The sequence below is a fragment of the Ruegeria sp. AP7 genome, assembly GCF_056539905.1.
Genome location: NZ_JBQFVT010000004.1, coordinates 64,429 through 82,251 on the forward strand (window position 1 = coordinate 64,429; position 17,823 = coordinate 82,251).

The 17,823-nt window shown below is 56.2% G+C and carries 20 protein-coding genes; 10 read left to right on the forward strand and 10 right to left on the reverse strand.

Annotated features, from left to right (window positions below; genetic code table 11):
* Positions 1-73: 73 nt before the first annotated feature.
* A complete protein-coding gene (gloB, locus tag ACR0KN_RS09505; RefSeq protein WP_480653079.1) occupies positions 74-841 on the reverse strand; it encodes a hydroxyacylglutathione hydrolase in 768 nt (255 codons plus the stop codon).
* A 61-nt stretch (positions 842-902) separates the two neighbouring features.
* On the opposite strand from gloB, the gene ACR0KN_RS09510 reads away from it, so the two are divergent.
* From ACR0KN_RS09510 to ACR0KN_RS09545, 8 genes are all read left to right on the forward strand, one after another.
* Positions 903-1,637, forward strand: coding sequence for a class I SAM-dependent methyltransferase (locus ACR0KN_RS09510; protein ID WP_010441759.1), 735 nt, complete (start codon positions 903-905; stop codon positions 1,635-1,637).
* Between the two features lie 302 nt (positions 1,638-1,939).
* Positions 1,940-2,500 carry a F0F1 ATP synthase subunit delta gene (locus ACR0KN_RS09515; RefSeq protein WP_170392445.1) on the forward strand — a complete coding sequence of 187 codons (561 nt, stop codon included), beginning with the start codon at positions 1,940-1,942 and terminating at the stop codon, positions 2,498-2,500.
* A complete protein-coding gene (atpA, locus tag ACR0KN_RS09520; RefSeq protein WP_010441761.1) occupies positions 2,501-4,039 on the forward strand; it encodes a F0F1 ATP synthase subunit alpha in 1,539 nt (512 codons plus the stop codon).
* A gap of 12 nt (positions 4,040-4,051) precedes the next feature.
* The gene (locus ACR0KN_RS09525; protein ID WP_480653082.1) at positions 4,052-4,927 is read left to right on the forward strand and encodes a F0F1 ATP synthase subunit gamma; all 876 of its coding nucleotides are present in this window, start codon (positions 4,052-4,054) and stop codon (positions 4,925-4,927) included.
* A 20-nt stretch (positions 4,928-4,947) separates the two neighbouring features.
* Complete coding sequence (atpD, locus tag ACR0KN_RS09530) at positions 4,948-6,372, forward strand: F0F1 ATP synthase subunit beta (protein WP_039537698.1); 1,425 nt, start codon at positions 4,948-4,950, stop codon at positions 6,370-6,372.
* 12 nt (positions 6,373-6,384) lie between these two features.
* On the forward strand, positions 6,385-6,795 hold the full coding sequence (locus ACR0KN_RS09535) for a F0F1 ATP synthase subunit epsilon (RefSeq protein ID WP_010441764.1): 411 nt from the start codon (positions 6,385-6,387) through the stop codon (positions 6,793-6,795).
* 111 nt (positions 6,796-6,906) lie between these two features.
* Positions 6,907-7,257 (forward strand): H-type lectin domain-containing protein, encoded by a 351-nt coding sequence (locus ACR0KN_RS09540; RefSeq protein ID WP_010441765.1) that lies wholly within the window; start codon positions 6,907-6,909, stop codon positions 7,255-7,257.
* Positions 7,258-7,355: 98 nt separating this feature from the next.
* Positions 7,356-8,048: a nitroreductase family protein gene (locus ACR0KN_RS09545; RefSeq protein ID WP_480653085.1), complete on the forward strand. Its 693-nt coding sequence runs from the start codon at positions 7,356-7,358 to the stop codon at positions 8,046-8,048.
* Between the two features lie 51 nt (positions 8,049-8,099).
* Here the strand turns inward: ACR0KN_RS09545 and ACR0KN_RS09550 are convergent, their stop codons facing one another.
* Complete coding sequence (locus ACR0KN_RS09550) at positions 8,100-9,119, reverse strand: ribose-phosphate pyrophosphokinase (RefSeq protein ID WP_010441767.1); 1,020 nt, start codon at positions 9,117-9,119, stop codon at positions 8,100-8,102.
* A 108-nt stretch (positions 9,120-9,227) separates the two neighbouring features.
* On the opposite strand from ACR0KN_RS09550, the gene ACR0KN_RS09555 reads away from it, so the two are divergent.
* Complete coding sequence (locus ACR0KN_RS09555; RefSeq protein WP_480653087.1) at positions 9,228-9,827, forward strand: DsbA family protein; 600 nt, start codon at positions 9,228-9,230, stop codon at positions 9,825-9,827.
* Between the two features lie 18 nt (positions 9,828-9,845).
* Here ACR0KN_RS09555 and ACR0KN_RS09560 read toward each other — a convergent pair whose 3' ends face one another.
* The 7 genes from ACR0KN_RS09560 to ACR0KN_RS09590 all read right to left on the reverse strand — a co-directional run bounded on the left by ACR0KN_RS09560 (position 9,846) and on the right by ACR0KN_RS09590 (position 15,959).
* Positions 9,846-10,880: a threonine aldolase family protein gene (locus ACR0KN_RS09560; protein ID WP_480653089.1), complete on the reverse strand. Its 1,035-nt coding sequence runs from the start codon at positions 10,878-10,880 to the stop codon at positions 9,846-9,848.
* On the reverse strand, positions 10,880-11,353 hold the full coding sequence (locus ACR0KN_RS09565; protein ID WP_480653091.1) for a YcgN family cysteine cluster protein: 474 nt from the start codon (positions 11,351-11,353) through the stop codon (positions 10,880-10,882). The genes ACR0KN_RS09560 and ACR0KN_RS09565 overlap by 1 nt, the downstream gene beginning before the upstream one ends.
* On the reverse strand, positions 11,350-12,282 hold the full coding sequence (locus ACR0KN_RS09570) for a bifunctional riboflavin kinase/FAD synthetase (protein WP_480653093.1): 933 nt from the start codon (positions 12,280-12,282) through the stop codon (positions 11,350-11,352). Before ACR0KN_RS09570 ends, ACR0KN_RS09565 begins: the two co-directional genes overlap by 4 nt.
* Positions 12,283-12,342: 60 nt before the next feature.
* Positions 12,343-12,786, reverse strand: a complete 444-nt coding sequence (locus ACR0KN_RS09575) for a MaoC family dehydratase (RefSeq protein WP_010441772.1) — start codon at positions 12,784-12,786, stop codon at positions 12,343-12,345.
* A 100-nt stretch (positions 12,787-12,886) separates the two neighbouring features.
* A complete protein-coding gene (locus ACR0KN_RS09580; RefSeq protein ID WP_480653095.1) occupies positions 12,887-13,762 on the reverse strand; it encodes a TIGR01459 family HAD-type hydrolase in 876 nt (291 codons plus the stop codon).
* Positions 13,763-13,958: 196 nt separating this feature from the next.
* On the reverse strand, positions 13,959-14,879 hold the full coding sequence (locus ACR0KN_RS09585) for a manganese-dependent inorganic pyrophosphatase (protein ID WP_480653097.1): 921 nt from the start codon (positions 14,877-14,879) through the stop codon (positions 13,959-13,961).
* Positions 14,880-14,978: 99 nt separating this feature from the next.
* Entirely contained in the window at positions 14,979-15,959 is a 981-nt protein-coding gene (locus ACR0KN_RS09590; RefSeq protein ID WP_480653099.1) for a TraB/GumN family protein, read from the reverse strand.
* Between the two features lie 121 nt (positions 15,960-16,080).
* Between ACR0KN_RS09590 and ACR0KN_RS09595 the strand changes: the two genes are divergently transcribed.
* Entirely contained in the window at positions 16,081-16,755 is a 675-nt protein-coding gene (locus ACR0KN_RS09595) for a DUF2161 domain-containing phosphodiesterase (RefSeq protein ID WP_480653101.1), read from the forward strand.
* A gap of 25 nt (positions 16,756-16,780) precedes the next feature.
* Here ACR0KN_RS09595 and bla read toward each other — a convergent pair whose 3' ends face one another.
* Positions 16,781-17,662 (reverse strand): class A beta-lactamase, encoded by an 882-nt coding sequence (bla, locus tag ACR0KN_RS09600; protein ID WP_480653103.1) that lies wholly within the window; start codon positions 17,660-17,662, stop codon positions 16,781-16,783.
* Positions 17,663-17,823: the final 161 nt, after the last annotated feature.

Consider the following 17,823-nt stretch of genomic DNA (forward strand, 5'->3'; position numbering starts at 1 on the left):
GGCTTCAAGGGTTTTCTTTCACTTGACAGTCACATTTGTTGTGACCGTGGCCGTGATAGGGGCTTGAAAGGCACTAAAAGCGGTCTTTTCGGGCACGTATTTCGGCAAAAACTGACGCTGGGTCAGAATTTTTCATACCCAGATGGGCCTGAATCACCGGATCCGCAGCGCGCAGAAACGGATTTGTCGCCTTTTCCTGCCCCAAAACTGAGGGCACTGTGGGTTCTCCGGCAGCGCGGGCGCGGTTGATATCGGCTACGCGATCCAACAGGGCAGGGTTGTCAGGATCGATTGTCAGGGCGAATTTGGCGTTTGACTGCGTATATTCGTGGCCCGAGCACACGATTGTTTCATCTGGCAGGGCCGCCAGCTTGCTCAGAGAGGCCCACATTTGTTCGGGCGTGCCCTCGAACAACCGACCGCATCCCAAAGCCATCAGGCTGTCCGCCGTAAAGACGGCGCCGGATTGCGGCATGTAGAATGCAATGTGCCCGACGGTATGACCCGGGACATCCAGAACTTCGACCGGTTCGCTGCCTATATAGAATGTGTCACCTTCAACAACTGCCTGGTCGAGTTTTGGCAGTCGGTGTTCATCCGCCTTTGCACCGATCACTCGCGCAGGTTGTTTTTCCAGTATGCCACTCAATCCATCCACATGGTCCCAATGATGGTGCGTCAGCAACACGTGGCTTAATTGCCAGCCTCGCGCCTCAAGTTCCGCCAGAATCGGAGCGGATTCTGGCGCGTCTACCAATGCGGTCTCGCCACTGACGGGATCGTGGGTGAGAAAGGCATAATTATCGCTCAGGCAGGGGACGGTTACGATCTCAAGAGGCATGGCCTTTTGCCCTTTCATTGCTAGACTGCGCCCAGCTAAGCCGATTGACCGGGTGTCCGCAATGCATCTTGATGTGCAGGATCTGAGGAATTTTTACTATCGCAGCACCCTAGGTCGCGCGGCCCAAGCGGCGATCCGTGGGCGACTGGTGGATCTTTGGCCCGAAGCCAAAGGGCAAACTGTTGTAGGTTTTGGTTTTGCTGTACCTTTGTTGCGACCCTACCTCAAAGATGCACGTCGTGTGATCGGCTTGATGCCGGGGCCGCAGGGCGTAATGCCATGGCCAGCGGGAATGCCCAATGTCTCGGTTCTGACCGAAGAGACGATGTGGCCAATCGAAACTGGTCACGTTGATAAACTGGTGGTGATGCATGGTTTGGAAAACTCTAACCGGCCCAGCCAGTTGCTGGAAGAATGCTGGCGCGTGTTGGGACCCGGTGGGCGGGCACTATTTGTCGTACCGAACCGGGCCGGACTTTGGTCGCGTTCAGACCGGACGCCGTTCGGCTTTGGGCAACCCTATTCAACAACCCAACTTGAGAACCAACTGCGCGCGCATCACTTTGTACCCGAAAGCCATTGCTCGGCGCTATATCTTCCGCCCTCGTTTCGTCGGTTTTGGCTGAAATCAGGTAGCCTGATCGAAAAAACTGGGCAGCGGATTCCAACCGTCATGGCCGGGGGGGTACTGATGGTTGAGGCGACCAAACTTATCCGGCCACCCAGTGGAAACGTCACCAAAGACGCCGCGAAACGTCCGATCAAAGCGCTGGATGGTTTGTTGAAGCCTGCGTGACAATCCGGCGCGTTTCGAATGGAAAAAATGCGGGAAAAAGGTCACAGGAATCGCAAAAACCTGCATATTCGTAACATTTTTCAACTGCCGCAATCGGTCCAAAGGGTCGCACTTGGCTTAAGTATATGAAAAATATGGATTTGTGGATAAATCTGTTACCGCTATAGCGTATTGCTTGGTTGGAACACCTCTGCTACATCCCCGGTGATTTTGATCCCCGCCCTAAATGGACGGGGTTTCCTCACGCCCCAAGGTAGCGGCCGCTACTCTAAATCGGGGCCTCAAATATCGGAAGGGTGGACGTGTCCGAACCAGCTTCGATTTCCACAGGCATTGCCGAGCGCTATGCCACCGCGATCTTCGAGATCGCGAAAGAGAATAATGACCTCGCAGGTCTGGAAACCGGAATCAACGATCTGGCAGCAGCATTGGGCGACAGCGCCGAATTGCGCGACCTGATTGCATCGCCTCTGGTTTCGCGCGCCGAACAGGAAAGCGCAATCACCGCAGTTGCCGACAAGATGGGCCTGCATGCCATCCTGCGCAATACGCTGGGTCTGATGGCGCAGAAACGCCGCCTGTTTGTTGTACCGCAACTGGTACAGGTTCTGCGCGACATGCTGGCGGATGAGCGCGGCGAAGTGACTGCTGATGTCGCATCGGCCAAGGCACTGACCAAGACTCAAATGGATAAACTGTCCAAGACGCTGTCCGAGCGTGTGGGCAAGACCGTAACAATCAATGCGACCGTGGATGAAAGCCTCATCGGCGGTCTTGTCGTTAAAGTGGGCTCGAAAATGATCGATAGCTCGATCCGTTCGAAGCTCAACTCCCTACAGAATGCAATGAAAGAGGTCGGATAAATGGGAATCCAAGCTGCAGAGATTTCTGCAATCCTGAAGGACCAGATCAAGAATTTTGGTCAGGAAGCCGAAGTGGCCGAGATCGGCCGCGTGCTGAGCGTCGGTGACGGGATTGCCCGTGTATACGGCCTGGACAATGTGCAAGCCGGTGAGATGGTAGAATTCCCCGGTGGCATCATGGGCATGGCTCTGAACCTGGAAAGCGACAACGTTGGTGTCGTTATCTTCGGTTCTGACCGTGACATCAAAGAAGGTGACACTGTTAAGCGCACCAACTCGATCGTGGACGTTCCGATCGGTGATGAACTGCTGGGCCGCGTTGTGGACGGTCTGGGCAACCCGCTGGACGGCAAAGGCCCGATCAATGCCTCCAAGCGTGGCGTTGCAGACGTTAAAGCCCCTGGCATCATCCCGCGTAAATCGGTGCACGAGCCGATGGCAACCGGCCTGAAATCGGTCGACGCGATGATCCCGATCGGCCGTGGCCAGCGGGAACTGATCATTGGTGACCGTCAGACCGGCAAAACTGCTGTGGCTCTGGACACCATCCTGAACCAGAAAGTCTATAACGACGCAGCAGGCGACGACGAGTCGAAGAAACTGTACTGCGTTTACGTTGCGGTTGGTCAGAAGCGTTCGACCGTTGCACAGCTGGTGAAGAAACTGGAAGAGTCCGGCGCGATTGAATACTCGATTGTTGTGGCCGCGACCGCGTCCGACCCGGCACCGATGCAGTTCCTGGCGCCTTATGCCGCGACTGCGATGGCTGAATACTTCCGTGACAACGGTCGCCACGCGCTGATCATCTATGATGACCTGTCGAAACAGGCAGTATCGTATCGTCAGATGTCGCTGCTGCTGCGTCGTCCGCCCGGACGTGAAGCCTATCCTGGCGACGTTTTCTACCTCCACTCGCGTCTGCTGGAGCGTTCGGCGAAGCTGAACGAAGACTTCGGTGCAGGTTCGCTGACCGCTCTGCCGGTTATCGAAACTCAGGGTGGTGACGTTTCGGCGTTTATTCCGACCAACGTGATCTCGATCACCGACGGTCAGATCTTCCTGGAAACCGAACTGTTCTACCAAGGTATCCGTCCTGCTGTGAACACCGGTCTGTCGGTTTCGCGTGTGGGCTCCTCGGCTCAAACCGATGCGATGAAATCGGTTGCTGGTCCTGTTAAGCTGGAACTGGCTCAGTACCGCGAAATGGCTGCGTTTGCGCAGTTCGGTTCGGACCTCGACGCCGCAACTCAGCAGCTGCTGAACCGTGGTGCGCGTCTGACCGAGCTGATGAAACAGCCGCAGTACTCGCCGCTGACCAACGCCGAAATCGTCTGCGTCATCTTCGCAGGCACCAACGGCTACCTCGACAAGATCGACGTATCTGACGTTGGCCGCTATGAGGCTGGCCTGCTGGCGCACCTGCGCGGCAAGCACGCTGACCTGCTGAAGTGGATCACCGACGAAGATCCGAAGATCAAAGGTGACGCAGCAGACAAACTCAAGGCAGCGATCGACGAATACGCCGCGACCTTCGCTTGATAGGGGGTTCCGATGCCTAGTCTGAAGGACCTTAAAAACAGGATCGAGTCGGTCAAATCGACCCGCAAGATCACCAAGGCCATGCAGATGGTCGCGGCAGCAAAACTGCGCCGCGCCCAGGAATCTGCCGAAGCCTCGCGCCCTTATGCCGAACGGTTCAATGCCGTGATGGCGGGGCTGGCGGCGTCGGTCGGGGGCAGCGACAGCGCTCCCAAGTTGCTCCGCGGTACGGGCAGCGATGATGTCCATCTGCTGGTTGTGATGACAGCTGAACGCGGCCTGTGTGGCGGCTTCAACGCAAACATCGCCAAGCTTGCCCGCGCCAAAGCGGACGAGCTGCGCGGCAAAGGCAAGACGGTCAAGGTTTTGACCGTCGGCAAGAAAGGCCGCGATGCGCTCAAGCGTGATTTTGGCGATCTGTTCGTTGGGCATATCGACCTGAGTGAGGTCAAGCGCATTGGCTACAACAACGCGCAAGACATCGCCAAGGACGTCCTGTTACGTTTCGACGGGGGTGAGTTCGACGTTGCCACGATCTTCTACTCGAAGTTCGTCAACGTTGTGACCCAGATCCCGACGGCACAGCAGGTCATCCCCGCCTCGTTCGAGGAAACCGAGGATGACGACAGCGGTGCCGTGTTCGATTACGAGCCCAGCGAAGAGGCCATCCTGGCCGACCTGCTTCCCAAGGGGGTCGCGACCGCGATCTTCTCGGCTCTGCTCGAAAACGGAGCGTCTGAACAGGGTGCACGGATGTCCGCGATGGACAACGCGACACGCAACGCGGGTGAAATGATCGACAAGCTGACGATCCAGTTCAACCGCTCGCGTCAGGCCGTGATCACCAACGAGCTGATTGAAATTATTTCCGGCGCCGAAGCGCTGTAGAGACATACCGGAGACGAAACATGGCGAATGCAAAAGGCAAAGTCACACAGATCATCGGGGCCGTCGTCGACGTGCACTTCGAAGATCAGCTGCCTGAAATTCTGAACGCGCTGGAAACCACCAACAACGGCAAGCGCCTGGTGTTGGAAGTTGCTCAGCACCTGGGTGAAAACACCGTCCGCACCATCGCAATGGACGCGACCGAAGGTCTGGTCCGTGGCGAAGCCGTCACCGACACCGGCGCACCGATCTCGGTTCCGGTTGGTAACGCCACCCTGGGCCGCATCCTGAACGTGGTTGGTGAGCCGATCGACGAAAAAGGCCCGGTTGAAGCAACCGAGGCTCGAGCGATCCACCAGCCCGCGCCGACATTCGACGAACAGTCGACCGAGTCGGAAGTTCTGGTAACCGGCATCAAGGTTGTTGACCTGCTGGCCCCCTACGCCAAAGGCGGTAAGATCGGCCTGTTCGGCGGTGCCGGCGTTGGTAAAACCGTTCTGATCATGGAACTGATCAACAACATCGCAAAAGTGCACTCTGGCTTCTCGGTGTTCGCGGGTGTTGGCGAACGGACCCGTGAAGGGAACGACCTGTATCACGAGATGATCGAATCGAACGTTATTAAGCCGGACAACCTGTCAGAATCGCAGGTTGCCCTGGTTTACGGTCAGATGAACGAACCTCCGGGAGCACGTGCACGTGTTGCTCTGACCGGTCTGACTCTGGCCGAGCAGTTCCGCGACCAATCCGGTACCGACGTTCTGTTCTTCGTCGACAACATCTTCCGCTTTACACAGGCGGGTTCCGAGGTGTCGGCTCTGCTGGGTCGTATTCCTTCGGCGGTGGGTTACCAGCCGACACTGGCTACCGACATGGGCGCCCTGCAGGAACGTATCACCTCGACCAAGTCGGGCTCGATCACATCGGTTCAGGCGATCTACGTGCCTGCGGACGACCTTACCGACCCTGCGCCGGCAACCTCATTTGCTCACTTGGACGCGACCACTGTTCTTAACCGTGCGATCTCGGAAAAGGGTATCTACCCGGCGGTTGACCCGCTCGACTCGACCTCGCGTCTGCTCGATCCGGCCATCGTTGGTGAAGAGCACTACAAAGTTGCGACCGATGTTCAGCAGATCCTCCAGCGCTACAAGTCGCTGCAGGACATCATCGCCATCCTCGGCATGGACGAACTGTCGGAAGAGGACAAACTGACCGTGGCCCGTGCCCGTAAGATCGAGCGCTTCCTGTCGCAGCCGTTCGACGTGGCCGAAGTCTTCACCGGTTCGCCCGGCGTTCAGGTTCCTCTGGATGTGACCATCGCGTCGTTCAAAGCGGTTGTCGCTGGCGAATACGATCACCTGCCCGAAGCGGCCTTCCTGATGGTTGGCGGCATCGAAGAAGTGATCGCCAAAGCGGAGAAGATGGCCGCAGAAGCCGCCTAAGGAGTATCCCTGATGGCAAACACGATGCAATTCGACCTCGTCAGCCCCGAGCGGAGCCTCGCTTCGCTTGAGGCGACGGCGGTCCAGATCCCCGGCGCGGACGGGGACATGACGGCGATGCCCGATCATGCCCCCACAATCACTACGCTGCGCCCGGGCATCCTGAAGGTCGAGGCACCCGCAGGCGCCAGCGAATACTTGGTCACCGGCGGGTTTGCCCAGATCAACGGCGATGGCCTTTCGGTTCTGGCAGAAAAAGCCATTCCGGTCGCAGAAGTGACCCGGTCGCATATGGATGACCTGATCGCGGAAGCCCGCGCCTCGCATGAGGCCGCGAAAGCGGGTGACGATCAATCCATTGTCGACGATGCAGCAAAGTTGCTGGCTGATATGGAAGCCCTTGGAACGCATATGAGCCTATAAAGGTTCATCTCAACCCATTCGAAACGGCCCTGCTTTGCGGGGCCGTTTTTTTGTCGTGATTTCGTCAAAGGTGCAGGGTAAGGTACCGGAATTGAAAGAAAAGACGACACGATGAAGAAATTTCTGACCCATCCCATCGGTATTGATCAGGGCGAATCCGTTTTGTTTTCCGATTTCGCCGACGGTGGAGATATGTGGACCGGGCAAGGCGCGCGCGAACGCCGAACCGCCATTCGGTTCAAAGAGGCGTTTCGATCAGTGCCATTTGTGCAGATCGGTGTGGCGCTTTGGGATGTGGATACGTCATCTGCGCTGCGAGCTGAGGTGCAGGCAGAAGATATTACCCCCGAGGGATTTAATGCTGTGTTTAGGACTTGGTCTGATACGCGAATTGCTAGAATTCGGGTATCCTGGACAGCGATCGGCGAGGTAGCGCACGAGGATGATTGGAATATTTCCTGAGTCCGTATTGCACGTAAGAGGAGATTGCACCTTTTTGACAGCCGTACCATAACGGAAAAAGCGCCTGCGACGCGCGATGGATACGGAGGACCTTGTCGGTGTTTTCACGCGAGCACATTAAATACAAAGCTTTGAATCTGCCTGATCGTATGGACATGCCGGATGACGAGATGTTGAGTGAGGCGCTGGCATTTTATGACAAGATGAAGCGTCGCCATACCGTACGGGACTATTCGGACCGCCCTGTGTCACGCGCAGTCATCGAAGAGTGTATTCGCGCCGCAGGAACCGCTCCATCAGGGGCTAATCATCAGCCTTGGCACTTCGTCGCAATTTCAAATCCCGAGATGAAGCGCCGAATTCGCGAGGAAGCGGAAGAAGAGGAACGTAAGTTCTATGATGGCGGTGCCGGGGATGAATGGCTGAAAGCGCTGGAACCGATTGGAACAAATGACCAGAAGCCGCACCTTGAAGATGCGCCGTGGTTAATTGTGATATTCGCTCAAAGATGGGGCCATTTCGATGATGGGGTGCGGTTCAAGAATTACTATGTGCCCGAGAGTACAGGTATTGCGACGGGCTTCCTGCTAACGGCATTGCATCACGCTGGGTTGGTCTCCCTGACCCATACACCCAACCCTATGAAATTCCTGAATAAACTATTGGATCGCCCTGATCAGGAAAAACCGATCATGATCGTTGCGGTTGGTCATCCGAGTGAAGAGGCGAAGGTGCCGAAAGTAGCAAAGATGAAAAAGCCGTTGGATGAAATCATGACGGTCGCCGAGTAGCAGGCCGTCATGATCTCAAATGGCAGAAGTTGTGGTCAGCAGTTTTGCTGATTAGTCCATGTGATAGAGCGACTCGTAAATCGGAGTCAGCGTCTTATCCTCGAACAGGGATGACACACTGGTGCCGTTCCAGATATTCAGGATTGCCTGCGTGAAGATCGGAGCCGTAGGTACGATGCGGATATTTGCGGCCTTTTCGATCTCGGCTGTTGGTTGGATTGTGTCCGAAAGCACCAAAGATTTCATGACCGAATTGGTTACACGTTCAACTGCAGGTCCGCTCATGACGCCATGCGTGATATAGGAATGCACCTCTTTGGCGCCATTATCTATCAGCACCTGGGCAGCTTTACATAGTGTACCTGCTGTATCGCAGATGTCGTCCACGATCAGGCAGATCTTGTCTTTGACGTCACCGATCACTGTCATCTCAGCAATTTCACCGGCTTTTTCGCGGCGCTTGTCAACGATCGACAACGGAGCGTTGATACGTTTGGCCAATTCGCGCGCGCGCGCAACACCGCCAACATCCGGCGAGACCACCATCAGATCGTCCATCTGATCTTTGAATTGCTTCTTCACATCTAGGGCAAAAATCGGTGAGGCATAGAGGTTGTCCACCGGCATGTCGAAAAAGCCCTGAATCTGGGCGGCGTGCAGATCCATCGTAAGGATACGCTCGATCCCTGCGCCAGTCAGCATGTTAGCCACCAGCTTGGCACTTATCGGTGTGCGCGCTTTAGTGCGGCGGTCCTGTCGGGCATAGCCGAAATAGGGGATCACAGCAGTGATGCGGGCCGCGGACGAACGGCGCAGGGCATCGGCAATGATCAGCAACTCCATCAGGTTGTCATTGGCCGGGTTCGAGGTCGGCTGGATGATGAACATATCTTCGCCGCGCACGTTCTCGAATACCTCGACGAAAATCTCGCCGTCGTTGAACCGTTCGACCCGCGCATCGACCAGCCCCTGGTCAACGCCGCGATGCAGGCTCATGCGGCGGGCAATGGTTTCGGCAAGCGGAAGATTGGCGTTCCCAGCGATAAGCTTGGGTTCGTGAAGTGTCGGCATCGGCTGATTTTCCCCGGGCAGCAGTGGCAATGTGACAGATTCGTGATGTTGACACCGCTTAGCATGGGTCTACCGTCGCGCAAAGATAACGCAGCGGAGAAAGTGAACATGGCCCAGATTGACTACTTTTTTGCGACACTCTCGCCCTATTCCTACCTGGCGGGGATGCGACTTGAAGAGATTGCAGCCAAGCATGGTGCGACGATCAATTATAAACCGCTGGATATCATTGCTCTGTTCGGCCGAACCGGGGGAGTGCCTCCAAAAGATCGACATATCTCACGTATCGAATACCGCGCGCAGGAACTGGTTCGCCAAGCGCGTAATCTGGACATGCCGCTGAACCTGCGACCCGCGCACTGGCCTACGAATATGGCTCCGTCCTCATATGCCGTGATAGCGGCCATTCAGGATGGATCAGGAGATGTCGGAAAGCTGTGCCATTCTTTCCTGCGAGCGTGCTGGGCGGAAGAAAAGGACATCGCCGACGATGGCGTTATCCGCGATTGCCTGGAACAGGCCGGGTTTAATCCAAGTCTTGCCGATAGCGGTCTTCTGGTAGGTGCGGAAACCTATGCCGCCAATCTTGAAGAGGCCGTGGATCGTGGTGTATTCGGCGCGCCGTTTTATATCACACCGGACGGTCAAAGGTTCTGGGGCCAAGACCGTCTTGACGACCTGGACCGTCATCTCGCTGAGATGAAATAGCCGGGCAGACGCGTCCGACTAAAAAAGGCTCAGAAACTGGTCGATCTGTTCGGTTCCGATGGACCAGTCGCAAACCAGGCGGCAGGCCAGCATCTCGTCATCGTCTTCGCCCGCCAGCGTATCGCCCCACAGGTGATAGACAGCGCCTGCCTCGTGCAGGCGCTTGTGCTGGTTGCGGGGGAAACTGGCGAATACCATGTTGGCTTGGGGTTCATGCAGGAACTCTGCGCCGAGTGCACGCAACCCGTCCGCGAGACGCGCGCAGTTGGCATTGGCCTTGCGGGCAGATTTCAACCACAGGTCATCCTTTAGGTAGGCGGCCATTTGGGCCGACAGGTAACGGTGCTTGGAAAACAGGTGCGCACCGCGCTTACGTCGCAGCTCGAATTCCCATGCTTTGCTTTCGTCGAAGAAGATCACGGCCTCGACACCCATCAGCCCGTTTTTGGTGCCGCCAAAACTGACCGCATCAACACCGGCTTTCCATGTCATCTCAGCGGGTGAGCAATTTAGGGCAACCAGAGCGTTGGTGAAACGAGCGCCATCCAAATGCACCGGCAAACCATAAGATTTGGCAACACCACATAGGGCTTGCAGTTCGGCCAGCGAGTAAACCGAGCCGCGCTCGGTCACCTGAGTGATAGAGACAGGCCCGCGTTGAGGACCATGAACGCCGCGGGTTTCTTCCCCCTCAATGGACTTGGTCAACGCTTCGGGGGTCATTTTGTCGCCACCCGGCACCAGTGTTAGCTTTGCGCCGGTGTAGAATTCGGGCGCGTTGCACTCATCCTCATGAATATGAGCGACGGGTGAACAGAACACGGTTTCCCACGGCTTGCACAGTGTAGCCAACGCCAGTGAATTCGCCGCCGTTCCCGTAGCGACCAGATAGACAGCCGCGCCGGGTGCTTCGAAAATACCTCGGATTTGGTCTCGCACTTCATTCATCAGAGTGTCCGCGCCGTAAGCCATCTGATAGTCCTGATTGGCCTCGGCCAACGCGGTCAGAACTTCGGGATGAACAGGCCCGGAATTGTCAGAGGCAAAATGCATCAGCTCGGCTCCTCGATGATGTAGTCTTCCCATTCTTCCATGGGTGTTTCGAATTCAGATACGGTTCGCCCCTGCACGGAAACTTCGGCGGTATGAACGCTGTCTGGCGTACCTGATACCAAAGGATGCCAGTCGTAAAGTGGTTTGCCTTCCCACAGCAGTCGGTAGGCGCAGGTCTGGGGTAACCAATAGGCATGACTGTCGATGTTATCGGGTGTCATGACGATGCATTCGGGTACGAACTGGTGCCGGATGTCATATTGCGTGCATCGGCAGGTTTCGTCATCCAAAAGACGGCAGGCAACACATGTCAGGGCGACCTCGCCGGTATCTTCGTCTTCCAGTTTGTTCAGGCAGCATTTGCCGCAGCCATCGCACAGGGCCTCCCACTCACGCTGGTTCATCTTGCGCAGCGGCTTGCGCTCCCAGAACCGGTGCGTGAGGCCAGCTCGATCGATTGGATCCGTGGTCATGTACTAGCCAGTATCTCTCTCGCGCGCGCGCAATCGGCATCCATCTGCGAGATCAACCCGTCAAGGCCGTCGAATGTCATTTCGGGCCGCAGATAGTCGACCAGACCAACGGACAGCGTCGCGCCGTAAAGATCGCCTGAGAAATCGAACAGGAATGTTTCGATGTTGGGAACCTCACCTTGGAACATTGGCCGGGTCCCGACCGATGCCGCCCCGTGATAGCTGCCCTGATGTGGGCCATCCAGGACGTCGACCAGAACTGCATAAACACCGAATCTCGGAGGGTGCAGCCCTTCGATCGACATATTGGCCGTCGGGTATCCCAAGTCGCGTCCACGTTGCTCGCCTCCAACGACCTCGCCCTCGATCCGATGCCAGTGACCCAGCATTGTTGCCGCATCACGCGGACGTCCCTCTGACAGAGCCGTACGGATCGCAGTGGATGAGACCACATTCTCGGTTCGCTCCAACAGGGGTGCGATGGTTACACCGAACCCCATCTCTTCGCCGAAGCGAACCAGGTCCTGAGGGTTGCCGCTGCGTCCTTTGCCGAAACAAAAGTCAGCGCCCACGACAACATGAGACAGCCCCAGACCATCACATATGACGTTTCTGGCGAAAGCTTCAGGGGTCATTCCCGCCAGCGCCGAATTGAAGGGAAGTTCATAAAGCTTCTGCACGCCGAGCTTTTCCAGCCGGTGCGCGCGCGCATTGCCGCGCATCAGACGAAAGGGCGGAGCCTCTGGGGCAAAATACTCTCGTGGATGCGGCTCGAAGGTCATGACTCCCAGCGGTGCATTCAATTCAGCATTGCGCGCAAGTGCAATGACGGATTGATGCCCTAAATGAACGCCGTCAAAGTTTCCAATGGCAACGCTGGCACCACGATCTTCTGGCTCGACAAACTGGAAGTCACGAATGATCTGCATGAGGATTGCCTAGCGGGACTGACCGTCAGGTTCAAGCCGCAGATCGGCTAAGCTGCGTGATCAGTCGAACTTGCGGCTTGGTGCCAGCACCATGGCCTCGCCCACCAGCACTTTCTTACCGTCGACTGCGCAGTGACAATCCAGCTTGACCCGACGTTTGGAGAAATCGATATCGATCACCTTGACCTCGGCATAAACCATGTCACCCGGACGCACCGGGGCCAGGAACTTGAGCGACTGTCCCATGTATACGGTCCCATGTCCGGGCAGCTGCTCCCCGATCACGGCAGAGATCAGGCCAGCGGTCAGCATGCCATGCGCTATACGCCCTTCGAAAATCGTATCTCGGGCATAATCATCATCCAGATGAACTGGGTTACGGTCTGTCGACACCTGGGCAAACATCTCGATGTCTTCATCTGTCACCACTTTGCGCAGATGCCGTGACATGCCCATTTCGATGTCTTCGATACAAATCGTTCCGCGTGGAAGGTTGTCCAACATGCTGCCCTCATCCGAGATCGAAAGAGCAACAAAAGACCATCATTTGTCGCTCATCGGCAACTTTATTACTTCGCAGTTGCAGAAAATCAAGTCTTTTTTGCTATCTCAAGCGGCCAATCGAGAAGGTTGGGTTAATCTGTTCTTTTTCGTTATGTACCCGCAATGCATCCTCATCCGGGTGATGTGCGGTTTTGGTTTCAGCAGCGGCCAGTCCCCCCGTGATGAACAAGGTGTCAATGCCTTCACCCATGCCCCCCGCGATGTCTGTCTGCGGCCCGTCACCAATCGCCAGTATCTCGGAATCCGAGGCGTCGACTCCGATTGCTTGTAGCCTTCGTCGTGCCAGATCATAGATCGGCGGGTGCGGTTTGCCGAAATACAGGCTTTCACCTCCCATCTCACTGTAAAGCCGGGCTAAAGCTCCTGCACACCACTCGCGTGTTTCGCCTCGGTCCACGACGATATCGGGGTTGGCGCAAAGCAGTTTCAATCCTTTCTGCTTGGCATACAGAAAGTCGGGCCGGTTTACATCCGGGTCTGCCATCGCGTCGAACGGGCCGCAGCACACAATGCCTTCAGCTTCGTCCAGCGCCACGCGCTCGATATGGATAGGATGATCCAACAGCTTCAGAGGTTCAAAAAATCCCGCGTCACGTTGCCATTCGCCCATGAAATAGACTTTATGACCAACCGTCCCGCGATACATCGCAGAACGTGCCGAATCGCCACTGGTCGCGATGGTGTCATAGGCGTCCGCAGGTACATTGAATTGCGTTAGCTGCAATGCAACACCGGCTCGGGGCTTGGGAGAGTTTGTCACCAGAACCACAGTGCCGCCTTTTTGCCGATAAGCTTGCAGGGCAGCCACGGCCTCGGGGTAGGCGGTGATCCCGTTGTGAACGCACCCCCACAAATCAACGAACAGCGCTTTGTACCTGTCAGAGATTTCCGCAAGTGAAGAAACGATTTGGGTCATGGCGCGCCTCGTGGAACAGGGAATGCAAGATACCAAGCCTATGGCAGAGCCCGGCCAGATTTGCCAGAGGTCCCGCTTTGGGCGCGCTGAAGGGAATAGGATTCCCTTGTTCATCTGGCCACAAATATCCCGGAGCGCGAGGCAGAGCCTCGCAAAAAGAAAGGCGCCCGGTTCGAGCGCCTTTGATGATCTAAACTCAGACCTTGAGGTTTGGAATGATCTGCTTTTTCCGGCTCATGATGCCTGGCAGAACAACCGCGTCGCCGTCTACGGTAGCGCCAAAGCTTTTCTCGGCGACGCCTTTGACCAGATCGTTTGGAACCAGCAGGGTCGCCTCTTCGTTCAGAATGTCGACCACGAACAGCAACACCTGATCAACGCCGTCTTCTTTGGCCACATCGGTCATCGCGCTTACGATGCTGTCCTTGCGATCCAGCACGACGCCGGGTGCTGTAGTTTCCAGAACCGAAACCCGGAACTTGGTGCCGTCGACTTCGTATTCCTTGCTGTCCATGCGGATCAGTTCGGCGTCCGAGAAAGACGAGACATCCGATTTCGCTGCAAACATGTCGGCGGCGTAGGCCGCGACATCCAGACCAAGCTCAGCCGCCAATTTCTCGGCCACGGCACGATCATGGGCGGTGGTGGTGGGTGAGCGGAACTCCAGCGTGTCCGACAGGATGCAGGTCAGCGCTGCACCTTTGATGGCGTCAGGCATCTTGGCGGCATCGTCACCCATCAGGTCGACCATGATGGTTGCCGTGCAGGCCAGTGGGCGCACGGTGATATCGATCGGGCCTTTGGTTTCAAGTCCGCCAACCAGCTTGTGGTGGTCGATGATCGCGCGGATGTCGGCGCTGTTGATGCTGGCCGGCAACTCAGCCGGATTGTTGGTGTCGACGATGATAACGGGCGCATCTTCTGCCACGTCTTCGATGATCTGCGGCTTGGGCAGGTCCCAGCGTTCCAGCATGAACGCCGCTTCGGTGTTGGGTTCACCCAGCAATGCAGGCTGGGCCTGCTCACCCTTCACTTCGGTCAGATACCAGGACCACAGGATCGGAGAGCCGGTGGAATCGGTGTCGGGAGATTTATGGCCAAAAACTAGCGTTGTCATGTCGCGTGTCCTGAGGAATGTGGATTTGCGCGCCTTATAGGGTGGTCAATCCCGGATGTCACCTGGAAGGAACGGTGCTGCGACCCTTGGTCTGATTTCCTAGAATTCAGCGCGCTCCAAGGTGTATCCCGCCTGTTGCAACTGGTTTAGCAAGCCGTAGTCATTGCTTAGATGTCCGGCCCCAACAGCGATGACTGCGGTCTGATCCTTCAGGCTCAAAATTTTTTCCATCCAATTTGCGTTGCGCTGTACCAGAAGCTGATCCTCAAAACTCTGCCATTCGGCGTCAAACTCCTCGGGTGTCAGTCCTGATGCTTCAAGCCCCTGTATCTTGGCCAATTCCATGATTGCGGCGTGCTGTTCCTCGATATACGCATTCGCCATGGTGATCATTTGATCGTCACCCGCCTCCAGTGCGCCTGACATCCGGGTCAGCGAGGCAACCTGATCTTCCAACGAATGACTGTCGAACATGACAATCAAGTCCTCGATGCGTTCGAGCGAATACTGAGGAATTTGATGTTCATCGGCCAATTCGGTCAAGCGCGTATCCATGCCCCGATCGAAGTCGGGGGTATTCATCAGGCAAGGCGGAATGCCAAGCATCATGCTTAGGAACCAAGGGCGCATCTTCGCAGCCATCCAACTGGGTATCCCGCGATCAGCCAGCGTTTCCGACAACGCGGCCCAATCTTCTTTTGACATCAGATCAATCAAGGTAGGCCCCGAGGTGATCAATACCGGGCTGAGGTCCTCGGCCAGGTCTTTCTCGAAAGCCTCCATTTCTGTCTTTGTAACTTCAAAGTAGAACGCGTCGACCTGGCTCAGGACTGGCGCTAATCTATCAACCACTGGCCCCATTCGCGCATCGTTGGTGTGCAGAGTGCCGATCAAATGCAGCACAGTGTCGTCCTTCGTGGCGATCCAGTGATTGCCTTCCGGAAATGGAATAGCGCGAAGCGTCTCGTCCAGCTCAGCCTGGGCTTCGGTCGACAGATCAAGCCTCAGATCTCGCCCCTCACATGCTGCTTGCGCGGTGATTGGAAATAATAGGCAAAGACAAATGCTGAGCAGACGCATGGGAATCCTTCCGCAGCTTGCGACGATGCCCAATTCATACCCCTGCCTTCTTACCGCCTGCAACGTGGTTTGTTATCAAGCAGCGGCTGGCAATCTGCGCGAAACCGCATAGCATGGGCTCATGAAGCTTGAGCAAGATCTCTACCCTCCAATCAAAGCGTTGTTGGAACGACAGGGCTATACCGTGAAAGGAGAGGTCGGCGCTGCCGATATCATGGCCGTACGCGATGGCGAAGACTTGGTGATCGTTGAACTCAAACTGCGCTTTAACCTTGCGCTGTTTCATCAGGCCATCACGCGCCTGAAAGTGACCGATCAAGTCTACATCGGGGTCTGTAAGCCTAAAGGGCGAATGGCGCGACGGGCTTTGAAGGGCAATCTGGCGATGTGTCGCCGTTTGGGCCTGGGCCTGATCACCGTGCGCCCGGATGGTACGGTTGAGGTTCAATGCGACCCTGGCCCATATACGCCACGCAAAGACAAGGTGAAAGCCAAGCGATTGCTGCGGGAATTTGAACGGCTACAGGGTGATCCGAATGCAGGCGGTGCCACGCGCCATGGTATTGTGACGGCCTATCGGCAAGATGCGCTTAAATGCGCGGCACATCTGGCTGAACATGGCGCGGTCAAAGGGGCAACGGTGGCAAAGGCGACGGGGGTCCAAACAGCCACGCGCCTGATGTATGACAACCACTACGGCTGGTTCGAGAAGGTGGAGAAAGGCGTATATGCCCTATCTGCCTCGGGGGTCGAAGGATTGAAACATTGGGCATATAGCTGGGAAGAAGCGGAATAGCCGACTTGCCGCGTGCTGAAGGTGATCAGTCAATCCGTGCGCTAATCTCAGCGATCATCGCTTGGCCAATGTCTGAGAGCACCGCGTTGCGTTCAGGAAATGGAGCGTCGCTTTCAGTTAGATAGATGGCTGCCATATATGTTCGTGGTTCAGGTGTCTGCAAAAAGGCGATGATCGCGCGGCTGCCGTAACCTCCTGCTCCGGTTTTGTCCCCAATTATCCAACTTTTTGGCAAATGAGCGCGGATAAGCCCGTCGGCCACCTGATCATCAATCATCCATTGCCCAAGCTGCGCGGCTGAGGCGGGTGAAAGCACCTCGTCGAATAACAGCCGTTCTATTGTCTCCAGTATTGCCCGTGGTGTCGTTGTATCACGCGGGTCGCCAGGGGTGGCTTCGTTCAGGGCAGTCTCCCAACGATCCAGGCGTGTAGTGCCGTCGCCCGTTGCCCGGAGGAACTCGGTCAGCCCGGCTGGCCCGCCCAGTTGTTTTAACAAGAGGTTGGCCGCTGCGTTGTCGCTGATTGTCATGGTTGCCTGACATAACGCACCAATTGTCATTCCCGTCTCAACGTGTTCGCTCGTAACAGGTGAGTATTCCACAAGGTCTGATGTCTGAATTGCCACATTTTCTGACAGGTCTACTGCACCAGAATCCACACCTGCCAAAATCGCGCCGCACAAGAGTGGCTTGAATGTACTGGACATCGGGAACAGCTCATCGGCCCGATGCGAGACTTCCCAAGCAGCGTCAGTTTCATACAGAAGGACGCCAATTCGCGCGTCCAAGCGGTGCTCCCATAATCGGGTGTTTTGGATAAGGGTTTGGGCCTGCGCCGTAGCGGCGAAACAGATGATCAGAGCAATTGAAAGCAGATTCGCGGCGGCAAGGAACTGGCATCTAGGCATCAAAGTTTCCGCCTCAATCAAGGGTGCGACCAGATTAGTCTGCCGGGGTTTTGAGTAAACCAATTACTCTGGATTCTTTAAGCTGCAAAAAATATTCATGCAGCTTGTTGACTCACTTTCGGTTACTCCCTAGCTATGCGTCGTTATCACTCATGAGAACC